At 53.1% G+C, this 17,553-nt stretch carries 13 protein-coding genes; 9 read left to right on the forward strand and 4 right to left on the reverse strand.

The features are described 5' to 3' along the window. The first annotated feature begins 475 nt into the window (after positions 1-475). Both ACM6IT_RS09505 and ACM6IT_RS09510 read left to right on the forward strand, forming a co-directional pair. Complete coding sequence (locus ACM6IT_RS09505) at positions 476-2,197, forward strand: hypothetical protein (RefSeq protein ID WP_414917866.1); 1,722 nt, start codon at positions 476-478, stop codon at positions 2,195-2,197. Next, positions 2,181-2,642, forward strand: coding sequence for a toxin-activating lysine-acyltransferase (locus ACM6IT_RS09510; RefSeq protein ID WP_409078725.1), 462 nt, complete (start codon positions 2,181-2,183; stop codon positions 2,640-2,642). Before ACM6IT_RS09505 ends, ACM6IT_RS09510 begins: the two co-directional genes overlap by 17 nt. 1,645 nt (positions 2,643-4,287) lie before the next feature. On the opposite strand, the gene ACM6IT_RS09515 is transcribed toward ACM6IT_RS09510, so the two are convergent. Next, complete coding sequence (locus tag ACM6IT_RS09515; protein ID WP_414917867.1) at positions 4,288-4,482, reverse strand: LuxR C-terminal-related transcriptional regulator; 195 nt, start codon at positions 4,480-4,482, stop codon at positions 4,288-4,290. A gap of 274 nt (positions 4,483-4,756) precedes the next feature. Between ACM6IT_RS09515 and ACM6IT_RS09520 the strand changes: the two genes are divergently transcribed. From ACM6IT_RS09520 to ACM6IT_RS09540, 5 genes are all read left to right on the forward strand, one after another. Then, positions 4,757-6,013, forward strand: a complete 1,257-nt coding sequence (locus tag ACM6IT_RS09520) for an HlyD family secretion protein (RefSeq protein ID WP_414917897.1) — start codon at positions 4,757-4,759, stop codon at positions 6,011-6,013. A gap of 10 nt (positions 6,014-6,023) precedes the next feature. Then, complete coding sequence (locus ACM6IT_RS09525) at positions 6,024-8,177, forward strand: peptidase domain-containing ABC transporter (protein WP_414917868.1); 2,154 nt, start codon at positions 6,024-6,026, stop codon at positions 8,175-8,177. Beyond that, on the forward strand, positions 8,177-9,589 hold the full coding sequence (locus ACM6IT_RS09530) for a TolC family protein (RefSeq protein ID WP_414917869.1): 1,413 nt from the start codon (positions 8,177-8,179) through the stop codon (positions 9,587-9,589). Before ACM6IT_RS09525 ends, ACM6IT_RS09530 begins: the two co-directional genes overlap by 1 nt. 78 nt (positions 9,590-9,667) lie before the next feature. Then, positions 9,668-10,780 carry an SbmA/BacA-like family transporter gene (locus tag ACM6IT_RS09535; protein WP_414917870.1) on the forward strand — a complete coding sequence of 371 codons (1,113 nt, stop codon included), beginning with the start codon at positions 9,668-9,670 and terminating at the stop codon, positions 10,778-10,780. Positions 10,781-10,821: 41 nt separating this feature from the next. Continuing rightward, positions 10,822-11,964, forward strand: a complete 1,143-nt coding sequence (locus tag ACM6IT_RS09540; protein ID WP_414917871.1) for a cupin-like domain-containing protein — start codon at positions 10,822-10,824, stop codon at positions 11,962-11,964. 196 nt (positions 11,965-12,160) lie between these two features. Here ACM6IT_RS09540 and ACM6IT_RS09545 read toward each other — a convergent pair whose 3' ends face one another. After that, a complete protein-coding gene (locus ACM6IT_RS09545) occupies positions 12,161-13,243 on the reverse strand; it encodes a sterol desaturase family protein (protein WP_223541791.1) in 1,083 nt (360 codons plus the stop codon). Between the two features lie 77 nt (positions 13,244-13,320). Then, the gene (locus tag ACM6IT_RS09550; protein ID WP_223541792.1) at positions 13,321-13,983 is read right to left on the reverse strand and encodes a VIT1/CCC1 transporter family protein; all 663 of its coding nucleotides are present in this window, start codon (positions 13,981-13,983) and stop codon (positions 13,321-13,323) included. A 151-nt stretch (positions 13,984-14,134) separates the two neighbouring features. On the opposite strand from ACM6IT_RS09550, the gene ACM6IT_RS09555 reads away from it, so the two are divergent. Both ACM6IT_RS09555 and ACM6IT_RS09560 read left to right on the forward strand, forming a co-directional pair. Then, positions 14,135-14,506 carry a DUF3302 domain-containing protein gene (locus ACM6IT_RS09555; protein WP_056727334.1) on the forward strand — a complete coding sequence of 124 codons (372 nt, stop codon included), beginning with the start codon at positions 14,135-14,137 and terminating at the stop codon, positions 14,504-14,506. A 3-nt stretch (positions 14,507-14,509) separates the two neighbouring features. Next, positions 14,510-15,469 (forward strand): HlyD family secretion protein, encoded by a 960-nt coding sequence (locus ACM6IT_RS09560; RefSeq protein ID WP_414917872.1) that lies wholly within the window; start codon positions 14,510-14,512, stop codon positions 15,467-15,469. A 470-nt stretch (positions 15,470-15,939) separates the two neighbouring features. Here ACM6IT_RS09560 and ACM6IT_RS09565 read toward each other — a convergent pair whose 3' ends face one another. Further along, entirely contained in the window at positions 15,940-17,418 is a 1,479-nt protein-coding gene (locus tag ACM6IT_RS09565; protein ID WP_414917898.1) for an aldehyde dehydrogenase family protein, read from the reverse strand. Positions 17,419-17,553 lie beyond the last annotated feature (135 nt).

Consider the following 17,553-nt stretch of genomic DNA (forward strand, 5'->3'; position numbering starts at 1 on the left):
CTGGGGGAGAAGACTGAGACCAACTCCCCTCCCGCCCAGACCCTTCACGGAATCCCGGGATGTAGGAGCAGCCGGTCGACGCTCGATTGCTGGCGATCGACTCAAGTGTGCCGCGTTTATCCAGTTCACACGCGTTCTCGTTAACGACCATCGCTGGCAAGCTGATCTGTGTCACAACCAAAAACTACTACCGGCAAGGTTTTCTGAGGCACGATCAGCGGTTTGTTGAGTTTGCCCAATGCGAATTCAATACAGGCAACGCAGTGTTTGCGCCCTCCCACCGCGGAAAGTTTAATCAGAGCGCTTTCTGTAGGAATTTTCTCTCTTAAAAAAAAGAAAAATTACGTAGTGCATAGGACGAAGCTGACTTAACAAACAATCTGCACTAGTTCAAATTACTTCGCATAGCGTTTGGTCTGTATAGGCGAACTCACATTCACTTTCCATCAAAACTATAAATGGAAGCACTTACGCAATGAATGGAAAACAACTATCTGACTTGCGTGAAATTTTTATAAGTTTCGAAACACAGAAACTTGATAAATGCAGAGTCGTTTATATAAATGAAGTGCTCGCCAATGGAAAAAGCCCCAACGACATTCTCAGCGAATATAGCTTTATTGTCAGGCCTGAACCGGCAGTCCCCCGCAACGAATCAGTCGTCAAAACATTTATGGCCGAGCGCTATGGGGGCGATGGCATACTCAGCAATGGAGGTGGTGGCCGATGCGGCTTCGATGGCGTTTGGCAACTAAAGGGGCTGGGCCCCAATCAATTAGTTGGCAATGAGGTCGATCCGAGACATGGAGATGGCAACCTGAGCCTGGAAACTGCCATCTATGAGTCCATCTGGTCTGAAATAATTCAGGCAGTGCTGCCCTTCGGAGCCATCCGAACGATTGCGATTCTGGACACTGGGTCCAAGTTCGATTTTGGTGGGGTGATGACGCCTCGCGGGTTACTGGTCCGTCAACCCGTCGTGCGTCCTGCCCATTTCATAAGGGCCACCTACTTCAGGCAAAAACAACTCAACACGTTGGGCGAAGATGCACAGCGAGTGAAAGCAGTCATTGGAAAACTGGTTGAGTTCCTGCCAGGCGCTAGTGCCCCAGCATCTAGCAGTCTGGTTGAACGCTTGCAGTTCGGCCTGCTTGAACTGGCAGGTCGATATGCAGAACAATTCGCCGCAGCACGGGCCAAACACATTATCCATTACAATGTGAGTGCATCGAACCTTTCACTTGATGGGGCTTGGCTGGACCTGAGCGAAACTCGCCTCTTCACTAATTTTATCAATGGTGATCGAACGGACGTTGACCGTTTCAATACAGAATACTTGCCTTCAATCCAAAGCTTACAGAGCCTGTGTTACTACTTGAGAAAATATGCTGTCATTAGTTTTGAGCAATCCTTGCACCTCTCTGAAACGACAACTGCACACTTCATACGGACATACAACACTCAGTTGAGACTGTATCGGGCCACACAGACGGGATTTCCGCTCTGGCTAGTGCGGCAGCTGGCACACACTGCCGAGTTTGCTGCCTTTTCCAGTTGCTTGGAAAAAATATTGGAGTTTGATGATTTTACAGTCAGCGCCCTCACGCTTGGAGAGGACTGGGATGGTTTTGAACGCTGGACGGCGCGCCTATATTCCACTCTGCTCTCCAACAAGACTTCACCGGCGTCGTCCATCAACTTGGCATGGCCAAACATCGGCGTAGCAAGGATCGGTCAATTGCTTTCAAGCTACAGCCAGTTTTTCGATCTCGCTGCCCAAGCTGCCAACGAACAACACATTGATTTGCATAATTTCACTTGCTGTTTGGCAATCAATGTTACCCGACTGAACCGCAGCCATCACGCATTGCACAATCTTGAGGAAAACATTGGACGCATCAGTGGCGATGTACAAACAAATAGAGCGTCGGTATATCAAAAACTGATGAGCGAGGCTGTATTAGCTGCGAGGCTTAACCTTGCTAACGAACATGCATCACGCATCCCATTTTGGTTAAGCCAGGCACTCTCCATCTGGTTTGATCCTAAATCCGGGTTATTTACACTTCTGGACACAGTTAATCGAATCCTGTCGACAACTGCACTTATTGAACTTGGTAAACAAGAGATTGAAGTCAGAAGAGCACTGTGTTTCTACCATGGAATCTGGAGCAGCCTGAATGAAAAAGAGATTTGAACTATTTACCATATGCCGAGACACTCACCTCAAAAACAAAGCAGCAGCACTGGGTTATGCAAGCATGATCATGTTCAGATGCCGGCGCTCTTCTAACTTTCACATGCGCACTCTGAATTTTTGGCTAACACCTGCTATCGACCATCAGCAAATAATATTTCTATTCGATCGAACATCAGCACCCATAGGGTTTGTAATCTGGGCACACCTGGCGCCGGATACCGAGGAACGTCTGTTGACGGATCCGAGCTTTTTGCTTCATGCCTCCGAGTGGAATGAAGGCGGACGAACATGGATTATTGATTTTTGTCTCCCCTGTGGCGGAGTCATGGAGTCTATAAAAGAAATTAAATCTATTTTTCGCGAGTCCTACATTGATAAAGTATTTTGGGTTCGCAGAGATGACGATTATTCAGTAAAAAAAATAGGACGCTATTCTCTCTAGATTACTTATATCAAAAACTCAACTTAAAAAAACTCAAGCATTGAGCATCTCCGTGAAAATGCGCGAGCGTAACCGTTCGATCCCACTAACTGTTGGAGAAATCAAAATGCGTGAAATTACGTTGGAAGAAGCCGAAATTGTTGGCGGCGCTGTCGGCCCTCCAGGTGCCGCAATAGGAGGTTTGGCGGGTGCTGCGGGATATATTGGCAGTCGCCTTGGCGGGGGCACGTTCGAAACAAAAGGATTCCTAGGCTCTGTAGGGGCGGGGGCATTGGCCGGGGCAATTTCTGGACCGGTAGGCATAGGCAGAGCTTTGATTGGTGGCTTCGGCGGCGGCGTCATAACAGGAAACGCGGACCGACTAGGTGCCTAGAATGTAAGGTATCACGCACAGCGTAACGGCTTGGCTCTAGTACAATACTTATTAGTAGGTATTGTACTATTGAAACTAAAGTTCAATACCACTTCGGACGTATTCTGGACACAGGTGATATCATGCTAATAATTATTTCTCTCGCAATGGCTTTATTCATGGGGCTCGCAGCAAAGGGTTGCGCATTACTTATGAATGCAAAATTCGGCGCCAACATTCGAAGCGAATACTTCCACCTATTCATCAATACATTTATAATTTGCATTACAATTTACTTCGCTCCAAAATTGACGATTTGTCTAGGATATCAGCTTTGACAACTAACCCCTAATACACAACAAGACAGCTAACACAGTGAATTGGGCGGCCATAGCAAGAGAAGGGAATTTACAAGACTGAACGAGATGTCGCTAACGCTTGGAAACTAGATGCTTTCTAGGTAGCCTTCAGGAGTCACTTCCCCTCAGACGCCAACTAGCCCTAGTTAAATAATTCATGACTCTACTGAACGTTGATTTAATATGCAATACCTATTAACAGGTTGCATATCAAGATAGATACTCAACTTTATTTAGGATAAAGTGTTTTGGACACATATGATATCACGTTAATAATTCTTTCGCTCGGACTTGCATTACTCCTGAGTCTCACTGCAAAGGGATGCGCATTGCTTATAAATACAAAACTCAACCGAAATATTCAAAGCGGAGATTTACACGTCTTCGTCGTACCGGTTATCATTTTTATAGTAATTTACTTAATTCCAAAATTGATGGTTTTCCTCGACATTCATCAACCATGAGAGTTTGATTCTGATGTACAACAAGATAGCAAACGAATCACCAGCACTTTGTCAATATCGTGTTTTCGAGATAACTCCATAACCCTTCATCATAGGTATGTTGTTACCCACACTAAAATAATAATAGTGAGCAGATATACTTACCAAGTCGGAATTTAAAAATGCGCCAACAGCGCTTTATCACACCACTTCTTCTGCCGATTGAATTTCACTCTATTGCAATGGTGAATACCTCTTGCTTTCGGCTTGAATCGATAGTAACAACTACAGAACCTTATAGTTGACAGATCTACCTTAGGCCTGAGCCACAGATAGCCTTCTAAAACTACCCATCAAGATGCGACCGATGCAAACATCGAATAAACCTACCGTAGTCAGAGCAGCAACCGAAATACCACCCTGCACCTGCAGTGCTGACTACGAACTCAATAACACTCAAACGTAAAAGGAGTGATTCCTGAGAGTCAAAACTATTTTTGCTTTTCCATTTCGATGACTATTACCGTCAACTCAACACGACTAGTTACATTAAGTTTTTTAAACGTTGAAGAAATAGGATCCCTGGCGATGTAATTGCTGCAGCCCAGTTGCTGGCCGATTTGCTTACTAGTCAGACCATTTATCAACAAGCGCATCACACCACGTTCTCTTTTTGCTATTTTCATTTGTTACTCCGAGCAAACTCTTACAGATCGCCCCTTGCAATTACAAGACTCAAGAATAGACACAGCGCCCCTACAGTCATTTTTAAGCTAAACAGTTACGACCGAAAAGAAAATAAAAGAAAATAAAAGAAAAATTAAAATTCATCGTGATTTTGTAACTATTTGCGAAACGATTGATTATTCAAATATAGGTTGATCAAGCCGATAGGGAGCGGCTTGTCCAGCTTAATTCCTAACAAAAATTAAGGATGAATGTGTGACACTAAAGACCCCGCTGTTTCGACTCGAAGCGCTGGCCTCACAACAAGCTAACTGGCTCGGTGAAATCGTGCTTGTCAGACCCGTTTCCTTCACGGTACTTACGTTGATAGCCACATTGTTTGCCGCCATGGTCGTGACTTTTTTTCTCTGCGGCAGCTATACCAAACGCAGCACTGTGGCAGGTCAGCTAGTGCCCATCTCCGGACAGCTGAAAATACACTCACCACAATATGGCTTGGTGCTCGAACGTTTTGTCGATGAAGGGCAGTTAGTCAAGCAAGGCGCTCGATTGTTTCGCCTATCCAGTGAGCGCTTCGCAGGAGATTTCGGGCCAGTACAGGCAGAAGTAAGCGATCAACTCGCGCAACAACGTCGATCCTTAAACGAAGAGTTGAAGAAACAAACACAACTTCAATTCGAGGAACGTCAAAGTCTGCAAAGCAAACTGCAAAGTTTGCGACAGGAACTGCTGACACTGGCACAGCAAAGGGCCAGCCAGGTAAAGCTTGTAGATCTGGCAACCAATGCGGCCGGTCGATATCAAGGACTGATGGATAAAGGTTACATATCCATGGATCAGCTTCAGCAACGCCAGGCTGAACTTTTGGGCCAACGCCAAACCCTTCAGAGGTTGACTCGCGAAGCTACAGCATTGACACAGCAGTTGGTCGAGCGTCGGCATGAATTTTCAGGACTCTCGGCACTGCACGAAAATCAGCTGGCCAGTATCCGGCGGTCATTGTCCAGCATCCAGCAGGCGTTTATCGAGAGCGAAGCCAAGCGCACGCTGATCTTGTCGGCCCCCCAAGACGGCATGGCAACTTCCATTCTTGTTGAGCCGGGACAAACCGTGGATAGCTCACAACCATTAATGAGCATAGTGCCAGCAGATTCCCGCCTGCAAGTAGAGCTTTATGCACCAAGCAAAGCCATCGGGTTCATCCATGTAGACGACCCTGTAATGGTCCGTTACCACACTTATCCGTATCAAAAATTCGGCCAACACCGCGGCAATGTGACATCTATCTCCAAAACTACCCTCTCAGCGACCGAACTGGCGAGCGTAACCGGAACTGTGCCGAGGCTGGGCCTGGACGGCGAACAGTTCTACCGCATTCGCGTTGATATCGAGGCGCAGTCAGTACTGGCCTACGGCAAGCCGAGGCCGCTACAAGCCGGCATGTTGGTTGAGGCAGACATCCTGCAGGAGACCCGCCACCTCTATGAGTGGGTACTTGAGCCGCTCTACAGCCTGACGGGCAAACTCTAGGAACGAATACATGAACTATCTAGATGCGATCACGCTAAGCATAGGCCGACGGCTGCCCCTGATTCTACAAACAGAAGCGACAGAATGCGGTCTGGCCTGTTTGGCGATGATTGCGGGCTACCATGGTCATCACACGACGCTGATGGAACTGCGTCGCCAGTTCAGCGTGTCACTCAAGGGGGTGACGCTCAAACAACTGACACAGACAGCCGATCAACTGAAGTTCGGCACTCGGGCGATGCGGGTTGAACTGGACGACCTCAGCAAGCTCACGTTGCCTTGTGTACTGCATTGGAACTTCAACCATTTCGTTGTTCTTAAGGTCGCAGACGGCCAGTGCCTTACCTTGCATGACCCGGCCCATGGTATCCGCCAGTTGAGCCTGGCCGAGGCTAGCAAGTCGTTTACCGGTGTCGCCCTTGAGGTGTGGCCTGACAGTGACTTTGAAAAGCAGGAAGCCAAGCCACAGATCAAATTGATGAGCATGCTGGGACGGGTGAGCGGTCTTTATCGCGCCCTTTCGCAGGTTCTACTACTAGCCCTGGCCCTGGAAGTGTTCTCGCTTGTCAGTCCGTTCTTGCTGCAGTGGACGCTCGACAATGTACTGGTCACTCAAGACCGTGATTTGCTGACGACGTTGATCATCGGCTTTGGGCTATTACTTTTGATGCAGCAACTGGTGAGTGCTACACGGGCTTGGGTGATGATGCACATGAGCACCCTGCTGAGCGTGCAATGGCGGGCGAACGTTTACAGTCACCTGCTCCGGCTGCCGATCCAGTACTTTGAAAAGCGCCACCTAGGCGATATCGTCTCGCGGTTCGGTGCTATCGGCGAGATACAGGGGACACTGACAGCCGCCTTCTTTTCTGCGCTTCTGGATGGTCTGATGACCATCGCGACACTCGCCCTCATGATTACCTACAGCCCGTTGCTCGCAGTCATTGCGGTAATTGCGATGACTTCGTACACATTGGTTCGCTGGGCTTGGTATCGCCCTTTGTGTCGGGCAAACGAGGAACAAATCATTCATGCTGCCCGGCAGGAAAGCCACTTTCTTGAGACCGTGCGCGGCATGCGCACAATAAAGTTGTTCCAACGCCAGAGCGAGCGACGCTCCACTTGGCTCGGATTGCTCGTAGAACAGATCAACGCAGGGTTACGAACCCAGAAGCTGCAACTGGTCTACACCCAGTTCAACGGCTTGATATTCGGACTGGAGAATCTACTGGCGCTTGGACTCGGTGCGGCCATGGTGATGAACAACCAATTCAGTGTCGGTGTGCTGATGGCGTTTATTGCTTACAAATCCCAATTCGTAAGCCGCGTGGCCAATCTGATCGATCATTTATTTGAACTGCACATGCTCCGTTTGCAGGGCGAACGCCTGGCTGACATCGTCCTGCATCCACCAGAAGACAACCGCGGCACGCAGAGTTCCGCAACTTGGCCTTCGTGCCATGTAGATATTGATTTCACAGGGGTGAAGTACCGCTATTCCGATCAGGAACCATTCGTGCTGGATGACATCAACTTGCACATTGCGCAGGGGGAGTCTGTGGCAATCACCGGTGCTTCGGGCAGCGGAAAGAGTACGCTGATCAAACTGCTGCTGGGTATTTGCAAGCCTACTCATGGCCAGATACGAATCGCCGGCAATGAACTTCACCACCTCGGAGCGGAGAACTTTCGCAGCAAGATCGGCACGGTGATGCAGGATGATTGTCTGTTTGCCGGTTCACTGGCAGACAACATCGCATTCTTCGAGCCGAGCCCTGATCTGGACTGGGCCATGGAATGTGCGCGCAAGGCATCAATTCATGCTGACATTATGTCCATGCCAATGGGCTACAACACCCTGGTTGGTGACATGGGAACGGTTCTGTCTGGCGGGCAGAAGCAGCGTGTGCTGCTAGCCAGGGTGCTCTACAAGAAACCAGACATTCTGATTCTTGACGAGGCAACCAGTCATCTGGATGTGAAATGCGAGCAGCAGGTAAATGACGCTGTTCGTGCACTTGAGGTGACGCGCATCATTGTCGCCCATCGTTCGGAGACGATCGCCTCGGCAGATCGCGTGGTGATACTGGAAGCTGGCCGGATTGTCCTGGACCAGCCAACCCCGTCCACCATGTTCCAGACCACTGGCGCTGTCACACTGTGATGAAAGCAGCTTTCATCTACTCCCTTCTGGCCAGTCTTTGCGCCTGGTTCCAATCGGCCATGGCAATGGATGTATTTGCGACCGAGCGTGATGTCTCTCGCACTGCGAACAAGGACATCAACAACTCGACCTGGTCGTGTGAAGTCGGTCCTGTACCAGCGCTGCTGACACTGGAGGAAATGATAGAGCGGGTGCTTTGTCACGATCCACAGACGCGACAGGCCTGGGCCAGCGCCAAGGCCCAGGCTGCCTTGGTCGGTGTTAAACAATCGGCATATCTCCCAAGGCTCAACGGCAGCTCTAGCGTCACCAGTGGACGTAACGACACCGCGTATGAACAACGTGGGGAGTACTCCAGGCATGGTCATCAGCGTCAACTCGATAATCGCCTGACCTTGAGTTGGGTACTGTTTGACTTCGGTCGCCGCGAATCGGCACTGCGTAATGCACGTCATCTTCTAGTTGCAGCAAACGCCAATCAGGATAGCCAGTTGCAAGAGGCTTTCGTCCTGGCAGCCCAGTTGTACTATGACACCCTCGCCGCACAACGTAGCCAGGTTGCCGCCACCCAAGTGGCAATATTGGCAGCCGAAAACCTGAAAGCTGCAAGCGCCAAGTATGAAGCGGGCGCCGCAGCGCTCTCCGACCGCCTGCAGGCGCAAACAGCCTACTCCCAGGCGAGGCTGAACGAAGTTCGCGGCAATGGCGCCTTGCGCAGCGCAAAAGGCCTGATCGCGATGCGTATGGGGTTACCTCCGCAAACACCACTGGAGTTGGCGGGGAGCCTGAGTCGACGTCCGGATACCCATTTCGTCAAAACCGTCGATGAACTGCTTGAACAGGCACGCCAGGGTCATCCCTCACTTATTGCCGCAAAGGCCAAACTGGATGCAGCAAAGGCTGCTATCGACGAAAGCAAAGCATCTGGCCGCCCTACCCTGTCGTTTATCGCTAACATCTCCGATGTACAGACAAACCAATCAATCGCGCTCAATGGCGATAGCCACCTACGTGAAAATAGCGTTGGATTGCAATTGAACATTCCCTTGTTCGAAGGTTTCGAGCGCACCTATCAGGTACGGGGAGCTCAAGCAAAATTTGAGACCAGCAAAGCAGAACTTTCGGATGTTGAACAGCGTATATCGATGGAACTATGGGTCAATTACCAAACATTAAACATCGAAACGCGCTCGTTGGAAAAAACTGCTGAATGGGTGGAGCAGTCAAGTCAGGCGCTGCAAGTTGTGCAAGGGCGTTATCGTTCAGGAGTCGGTAACATGATCGAGCTTCTGAACGCATTAACCGCCTATGCAACGGCAGAACAACAACACATTAATACGTTGAACAGTTGGCAACTATCCCGCCTCAAACTTGCAGCAAGCCTCGGACGCCTGGGCTTCTGGGCGCTCTAATCGAGCGCTACAAAACAACAAGCAACAGCACACCACAACAAGCAACATACAAATATCACATATGACCAAGGTGCTCAGATGGTTTGCAACCCTACAAAAAAAGACGATATTATCCTCAGCAAAAACTCGTTCCTAAAAAACACATATACGATGCTTTCATTGTATTGGAAAAGTGAGGAAAAAATTTTTGCCTGGAGCGTACTTATTGCCTTGCTAATTCTCTCGCTGCTTGCCGTCGTGACCGCCTTGGCCATCAACGAGTGGTACAAACATTTCTACAATGCCATTCAAGAACTTGACGCCCATAAATTTTACAGCCTAGTGGTGGTATTCCTCGCTATCATCTCGTTCTCGGTGGTGCGGTCAGTGCTGATTACCTACCTGGTGGATGTGTTTGCGCTCAAATGGCGAAAGTGGCTGACTAACCACTACCTCTCCGCCTGGATAGTCAAGTCGACCAGGCCCGACCAGATTGAACAGTGTGTCGACAACCCGGATCAACGCATCGCCGAGGACATCAACAAGTTCACTTTTGAAACCATAGACCTGGCCTGCGGCCTAATTTATACCTTGTCCAGCGTAGTATCCTTCAGTGTGGTACTGATTGGCATCTCGGGCGACGCGTCGCTCTGGGGAATTACCGTCCCTGCTTATATGTTCTGGGCTGCCATCCTTTATGCATTGCTGGGTACGTACATCAGCCAGAAAATCGGCTTTAAGTTGGTCTCCCTGAGTAACAATCAACAACGATCAGAGGCCGATCTTCGGTACTTTCTTATCCGCTTCCGCGACGGTTCCAAGATGCACTCAACCGGCACTGGTCGTAACTGCGAGAAAGAAAGTATCAGCGAAAAGCTTGATGTAAGTCTGGCCAATATGCGCCGTACGATTCGAGTAAAAATGCGACTATCGTTGTTCACCGAAAGTTACAGCCAACTCTCCCTTATCTTTAGTAGCTTGTTGGCTGTACCTCGTTTCTTTGCAGGCAGCATCATGTTCGGTGACGTCATGCAGATCAATTCGGCCTTTGGAAATCTTTGTGAAAACTTGAGTTGGTTCATCAATGCCTATCATCGCCTTGCGGATTGGAAGGCTACAACCGATCGACTGATCTCATTTGATGGTGCGCTGGCACGGTCGTCTAAAATTAATGAATGTGCTGCCGAGCATCGAACTGCCTTTACAGACTAATACAAACCTCATCCGCACACTAAAAAGCAAGGAGCTAAACTATGCACGTTCAATCCGCACTATCTGCGTTGTTCGCCAGTGCCAATTCTGTTGGTGTCGCAGGCACGTTTCAGTTCGTTTTTTCGGATCAGAAACGTTATTGGGTAAGTGTGCCAACTTCCAACCTCCCACAGCTGGGAGTGCATCCTGCGGCAGATGTGACAATTGAACTCAAGGAGTCTGTTTTTCTCACTATCGTACAAGGCCTTGCCAACATCGAAGAACTCTTCGCTCAAGGTCAATTGAAAATAACCGGAAACATCGGCCTGGCCACGCTACTCCCTTCACTTGTCAGCGACAGCCTGCATCCTGCTGCTGCCAAAATGGAGGTCGAGATGAATCGACGTTATCCAGCCCTACCACGCTTTAGTGAACAGCTTTCGGCGAGCGTGAACCTGAATGGCAGTATTGATCGTCGGCCAAAAAACCAGGTTTCAATGAACGAGTTCAACGTTCGATACCGGGCCAGAGGCATCCCGCTGGTGTTCACCCAGGCCCTTAACGATTGGCCATTGTTCAGCATGCCCAGAGATACCGCCCTTGAGCAGTTTGCCAACTTGCAGGGCATCACCCGCCACGGCGATTATGCCCACAAAGCCTTCTCATCTGAGCGTGATTTTCGGACTACCGCGATGTTGGATTTTATTGCCACCATGGACGAAGCTCCCTGCCACATTGTCGCCGGGCCGCCAGCCTACATGGGCAATAATCTGGTTCCGAAACAACTACTTCCACTCATCAGGTTCCCGGACTACTTCAAAAGGTCTTTGTACATTCAACCACGTCTCTGGCTGGGTCCGAAGGGTACATTGACCCCCCTTCATCGAGATGACTCAGACAACCTCTTTGCACAAGTCTGGGGAGAAAAGACAATGTTGCTGGCTGCGCCTCACCACCGCATTGCATTGGGTAGTTGGTCGACTTCACCTCACGGTGGTCTGGAAGGCTGCGACTTCGATCCGTCACATCCGAATTTTGAGGAGTTTCCGGCTGCAAAACAGGTGAGCTTTCTTGCAGTGCATCTGAAACCCGGCGATTTGCTCTTTTTACCTGAAGGCTGGTTCCACCAGGTAAGGTCGTTGACCTCGTCTCTCTCGATAAACTTCTGGGTAAATTCAGTGCGTGAGAAAGTCGCTGCCGATTGAGCATTGCAAGCGCTGGACACCATGAACCTTCCCAAGGTCAACGCCGCACCTGATCACGCCGGCGGAATCGTCGCCAGCATACCGATCAGGATGGTCAACAGCAGAAAACCGCCGAGAAAAATCGTCATCTTGGCCATGGGGCCTCCCACACAATGAATTGGCGGTACAGGGTGGCATGTGCTGCCGTACCGGAGATTTATTGTGGGCTGACGGCTGTATTCGTTACAGATGCAGATTGCGCTGAAAAATACGGATCAGATCCGCTTTCAGGCTGTGCTTTCAAGGGTTTCCCAGGAAGCAGTTTGCGCGCGATATCCACGAAAGGCGTGACGATCAAGCCCTGCAGCGTCAGGTAACGCTCGTGATCCTGTTCGCCGGTACCGAAATGGATGGCCTCGGGTGTGGACCGGGTGACGTACAGCGTGCCGAACATCCAGTCCCACAGTGACAGGTTGATGCCGAAGTTCTTGTTGAAGTGTCGCGGTGCATCGCTGTGATGAATCTGGTGTTGCGCCGGGCTGCTCAGTACCCGCTCCAGCACCGGCCCGAAGGAAAACCAGACATGGCTGTGACGCAGGTTGGCCGCCAGGGCATTGAAGATGAATACGATGTAGGTCACGCCAAACAAGGTATAGCGGCTGATCTCCCCGCCACAGACGTACCAGAAGACACCGGCAAACGCGCCGACGCAGATGATGTCCGTGAGCTTTTCGACCACTTCTTCCAGAAAGTGCACGCGGCTGGCCGTCGCCGGCACCAGCACGGGCGCCGAATGATGGACTTTGTGGAAGGCCCACAGGTACCGCGAATGGAAAGCGCGATGGCCCCAGTAATGGCTGAAATCCTTGACCAGAAATACGCCCAGCCCATAGAGCAGGGTCAACGCCAGGTGCTCCTCCACTTGCGTACGCGCGCCCCATAGTTGGGTGAAGAACGCGATGTAGTCCGCTGAACGCAAGACGTACGGATCCACCAGACCGACGATGGGCAGCACCAGGGCAACCTTGAGGATGGCGAGTACGAAGTAGTAGCGGTAGTCCAGCAGTGCCGAGCGATGCAGGTACACCCGGCGGCCGCCGATGAACTGCCCGAATGAGCGAGCGTCGGTCAGGCCCCGGGATTCTCGGTAGCGGAACAGGCAGTAGGCGACGCCGTAAGACATGCAGAGAAAGGCTAGACCGAGTCTGCCGTTGAAGTCGAAAATGCCCAGGAACTGCCGGGTGACCGGTTCGATCACCCATTGGGATAAATAAAGATGGATTGTGGCAAGAACATCCATACCAGGCTGCCCAACGTAAATGGAAGGGCAATTGTAAATGAGAATGAGTCTTTAGTGTGTTGATTTATGACCGGCTGTCAGCCGCCCAGCGCAATGATCGCAAGGATCAGCACACCCCCCGTAGCGGCCATGATCACCCCACCCTGCCATTGCGTGGCGCCAGCGTATCTGGCGAGCATCCAGCCGGCGATGAACAGCACCACGAGCCCGATCAGGTTGGACAGGCGAATGGCGAGTGCCGTCTGATCCAGCAGTATGAACGGCACCACCAGCGGAAACGTCGAGCCCACGACCAACAGGAAAACCCCGAGGGCGCCCCTGAAGTCGTTCCAGCCCAGGCCCGCCCTGATCGGCAAGGAGGGCTGCTCGAGCAGCCGCCGGCGCAACAACTCCAGGCCCTCGCTGCCGGCCGCCGTCGCGAACTGCAACGGCAATACCTGCGCAACGAGCGCCTGGCCGGCCACGGCGTCCGCGCCATTGCGCAAGGCCATGTACAGCTTGATCCTGCGCGTGCGCTCGACCAGTGCGCGCAACAGGTACATGACCGCATCGGCCAGTCCCCAGGCGAGATTGCAGCCGAGCGCGGCAATCATCATCGTGCGTTCGGCTGCCTGGTCCGCCGTGGCCACGCTGATGGTGCCGGTGAACGTCATGGCCATCAGCAGGCCGAAGATCACCTCGGTAATGCGCTCGACAGGGTCCAGTACAGGCGCCCTTTCGAATTGACCATTGTCTGGCATGAACTCACCTCGTCGGAGTGTGCTTGCACGATATCGGTCGACGCGTCGGCCAGGCACCGGTTGCTCCGGCTGGATAGCCGCATCCCCGTCAAGTGTAGATTGAACGGCTACACTCATGCGCACACGTTATCTGCTTCAAGAGGAGTGGTTCATGCTTGATTACTTCGCCCTGGGCCTGCTGGTCTTTGTCGGGCTTGTGCTGTTTTACGGGATCATCCTGCTCCACGACATCCCCTATGAAATTGCTGTCCACCGCAACCACCCTCACCAGGATGCAATCCACGCCACCGGCTGGGTCAGCCTCTTCACCCTGCACGCGCTGTGGCCGTTCCTGTGGATCTGGGCCATGGCCTATCGAGAGGACCGGGGCTGGGGTTTCAGTGACGGACATTCACCCAAAAGTCATGTGGTTCACCTCGAACAACAGGTCGCCGAGCTGCAAGGCCGGATCGAGCGCCTGGAGGCAGCGACGGGCACGACCCAGAACCGGGTGCCAACGGACAATCTCGGCGAGGGCATTTGAGCCATGGATCTCTTACTCATTCTGACGTATGCCGCTCTGTGCGTAGCCATCTTCAAGATCTTCCGCATCCCCCTGAACAAATGGACAGTACCCACGGCGGTGCTGGGCGGAGTCGTGATTATCGGCGCGCTGATTTTCACGATGAACTACAACCACCCCTACTCCGAGGTGGCGCGTTCCTATTTCGTGTCGGTTCCGGTGATTCCCGTGGTCAGCGGCCAGGTGATCGATGTACCGGTGAAAACCAACCAGCCCCTGGAAAAAGGTGATGTGCTGTTTCGCATCGACCCGGCGCCGTTCGAATACCGACTGAAATCCCTCAAGGCGCAACTGATTGCCGCCCAGGCCGATCGCGCGCGGATCACCGAGCTGATCAAGCGTAATTTCAGTACCCAACGGGAACTGGACATGGTGGTCGCGCGCAGCGATGACCTGAAGGCACAACTGGACAGCGCGCAGTACGAACTCGACAACACCACGGTCCGTGCGCCGAGCAAAGGCTTCGTCACCCATGTTTCGCTGCGTCCGGGCATGATGGCGACCAAGTTGCCGCTGCGCCCTTCGATGGTCTTCATTCCCGCGGAAGGGCATTACTTCTCCGCGTGGATGCGCCAGAACAGCCTGTTGCGCCTGACCGAGGGCGATGAGGCCGAGGTCGCTTTCGACGGCATTCCGGGCAAGGTGTTCGAAGGCAAGGTCAAGACCGTCGTTTCGGTGATCGCCGAAGGCCAGATCCAACCGTCGGGCACCCTGACCGGCTTCACCGGTTCACCACCGGCCGGCCGGGTTCCGGTGATCATTGAGATCACCGACCCCGACTATGCCCAGTACGCCGGCCAGATGCCGGGCGGTGCCTACGGCCAGGCGGCGTTGTACAGCCAGCATTTCCAACACATCGCGATGATGCGCAAAATCCTTCTGCGCATGGCCGCCTGGATGAACTACATCTTCCCGTTCCACTAACCCGGCAGCATCGGCCACTGGCTCAATCCCTGGATTGGGTCAGTGGCCGGTTCAGCAAACCGGACTGATTTCGCAGGCTAAGGATCGGAGGAAGAAGGCCAGACAGTGGGTCGCACCATTGGGGTGCTGGAAGAATCGACAGGAAGGAGCGAGGCTGCGAGGGTCGGCGCTAAATAATCCAATACAGCAGCAGGCGAGAAGCAATCCAGTGAGACGCCTGGACCACCCCCCATGCCAGCAGGGCACACATCAACAGGTAGCCCGCAAGGAACCTGAACATCGCGTCCCTTTCCATGCAACCCTCCCGGCTTTACAGCCATACAAGGCGTTCAATGCCAGCGCGTAACCATTACGACGTCCGTCTCGCCCGTATAGGCTTCGATTGCCAGAATGGCTTCCAGTTCCACAGCCGTACAATTCGGGAAAAATGACCTGCCCCTGTCCGCAGGCAGGCCACTGCGACGCTCACGTCACTTCAGATACCACCCCCAGGGTTCACCGTTGTAGCGGGTGATCTGCTTGGTTTCCAGGTAGCTGTTGTAGCCCCACTCACCCAGTTCGCGACCAATGCCGCTTTGCTTGTAGCCGCCCCAGGGTGCCTCGACGAAGGTCGGTTGCGAGCAATTGACCCACACGATGCCTGCGCGAAAACCGCGAGCGACCCGTTCGCAACGCGGGATATCCCGGGACATGACGGCCGCCGCCAACCCGAACGGCGAGTCATTGGCCAGGCGGATCGCTTCGTCTTCCGTGTCGAACGCCCGCAGGCACACCACCGGGCCGAAAATCTCCTCGCGCCACACGGCGCTGTCCTGCGGGACATCGGCGAAAATCGCCGGCGTCAGGTAATACCCCTTTTCCAGATGGCCCGGCCGCACACCACCCGACACCAGCCGCGCGCCCTCTTGCTGACCGGCTGCAATCGCCGCCAGCACCTTGTCCAGTTGCCCCTGGCTGACCAGTGGTCCGAGCTTCACCCCTTCCTCGAAGCCCTGGCCAATCTGAATCTGCTCGGTGGCGGCAATCAGGCGCTCCAGCAACGCCGGGTACAACCCGCGCTCCACCAGCACCCGCGAAGTGGCTGAACAGACCTGGCCCTGGTTCCAGAAGATCCCGAACAGAATCCACTCCACCGCCGCCTCAATATCACTGTCGGCGAAGATCACGAAAGGCGATTTGCCGCCCAGTTCCAGGCTGATGTTTTTGATCTCGCTGGCAGCGGCCTGCATGATCTTGCGTCCGGTCGGCACGCTGCCGGTGAAGGCGATCTTGTCGACCTGCGGGTGTTCGGCCAACGGCGCTCCCGCTTCGCGTCCCCAGCCTGTGACCACATTCAGCACCCCGGCCGGCAACCCGGCCTGGTCGGCGATGCCGGCCAGTTCGAGGGCGGTCAGCGGCGTCAGTTCGGAAGGTTTGAGCACCAGGGTGCAGCCCGCCGCGAGTGCCGGGGCGACTTTCCACGCGGCCATCAGCATCGGGAAATTCCACGGGATGATCGCCGCGACCACGCCCACCGGTTCCTTGATCACCGACGAGGTGAAGCGCGCATCCGGCAAATCGATCGATTGCTCATTGGTTTGGTCCGACTGCTCGGCAAGTCCGGCATAGAAATCGAAGCACCCGGCGGTATCGGCAATGTCCCACAAGGCTTCCGGCAGCGGCTTACCGTTATCGCGCACTTCGATGGCCGCCAGTTCGTCCTGGCGAGCGCGGATGCCCTCGGCGATGTTCCTCAGCACTTGCGCCCGTCGTGCCCCGGACCAACGTGGCCAGTCACCCTCGTCAAACGCCCTGCGCGCCGCCGCCACGGCCAGATCGATGTCCTCGGCGGTCGCCGAGGCAACCCGCGCCAGAACCGACTCGTCACTCGGATCGAGGGTTTCAAAAACACCGCGCTGGACGGGTAAGACCCACTCGCCGCCGATGTACAACCGTTGATAGTCACCCATGGGACACTCCTTGATCCTGCGCTGCCGACGTTGCTGGTACAGCTGTTCGGCGAACTGCAATTGCTCGCGATCATTGACCCCGAGCACATCCACTTCATCCACTTCCACGGCCGTCACCGTATGCCCCGCTTCGTT

This window comes from Pseudomonas sp. IT-P4 (assembly GCF_949767755.1).
Taxonomy (GTDB): Bacteria; Pseudomonadota; Gammaproteobacteria; order Pseudomonadales; family Pseudomonadaceae; genus Aquipseudomonas; species Aquipseudomonas monachiensis.

Bases quoted from the DNA above. Each gene is read 5' to 3' on its own strand.
- ACM6IT_RS09505 (WP_414917866.1), top strand. From the start codon at position 476: ATGAATGGAAAACAACTATCTGACTTGCGTGAAATTTTTATAAGTTTC.
- ACM6IT_RS09510 (WP_409078725.1), top strand. From the start codon at position 2,181: ATGAAAAAGAGATTTGAACTATTTACCATATGCCGAGACACTCACCTC.
- ACM6IT_RS09515 (WP_414917867.1), bottom strand. From the start codon at position 4,482: ATGAAAATAGCAAAAAGAGAACGTGGTGTGATGCGCTTGTTGATAAAT.
- ACM6IT_RS09525 (WP_414917868.1), top strand. From the start codon at position 6,024: ATGAACTATCTAGATGCGATCACGCTAAGCATAGGCCGACGGCTGCCC.
- ACM6IT_RS09530 (WP_414917869.1), top strand. From the start codon at position 8,177: ATGAAAGCAGCTTTCATCTACTCCCTTCTGGCCAGTCTTTGCGCCTGG.
- ACM6IT_RS09535 (WP_414917870.1), top strand. From the start codon at position 9,668: ATGGTTTGCAACCCTACAAAAAAAGACGATATTATCCTCAGCAAAAAC.
- ACM6IT_RS09540 (WP_414917871.1), top strand. From the start codon at position 10,822: ATGCACGTTCAATCCGCACTATCTGCGTTGTTCGCCAGTGCCAATTCT.
- ACM6IT_RS09545 (WP_223541791.1), bottom strand. From the start codon at position 13,243: ATGGATGTTCTTGCCACAATCCATCTTTATTTATCCCAATGGGTGATC.
- ACM6IT_RS09550 (WP_223541792.1), bottom strand. From the start codon at position 13,983: ATGCCAGACAATGGTCAATTCGAAAGGGCGCCTGTACTGGACCCTGTC.
- ACM6IT_RS09555 (WP_056727334.1), top strand. From the start codon at position 14,135: ATGCTTGATTACTTCGCCCTGGGCCTGCTGGTCTTTGTCGGGCTTGTG.
- ACM6IT_RS09560 (WP_414917872.1), top strand. From the start codon at position 14,510: ATGGATCTCTTACTCATTCTGACGTATGCCGCTCTGTGCGTAGCCATC.
- ACM6IT_RS09565 (WP_414917898.1), bottom strand. From the start codon at position 17,418: ATGGGTGACTATCAACGGTTGTACATCGGCGGCGAGTGGGTCTTACCC.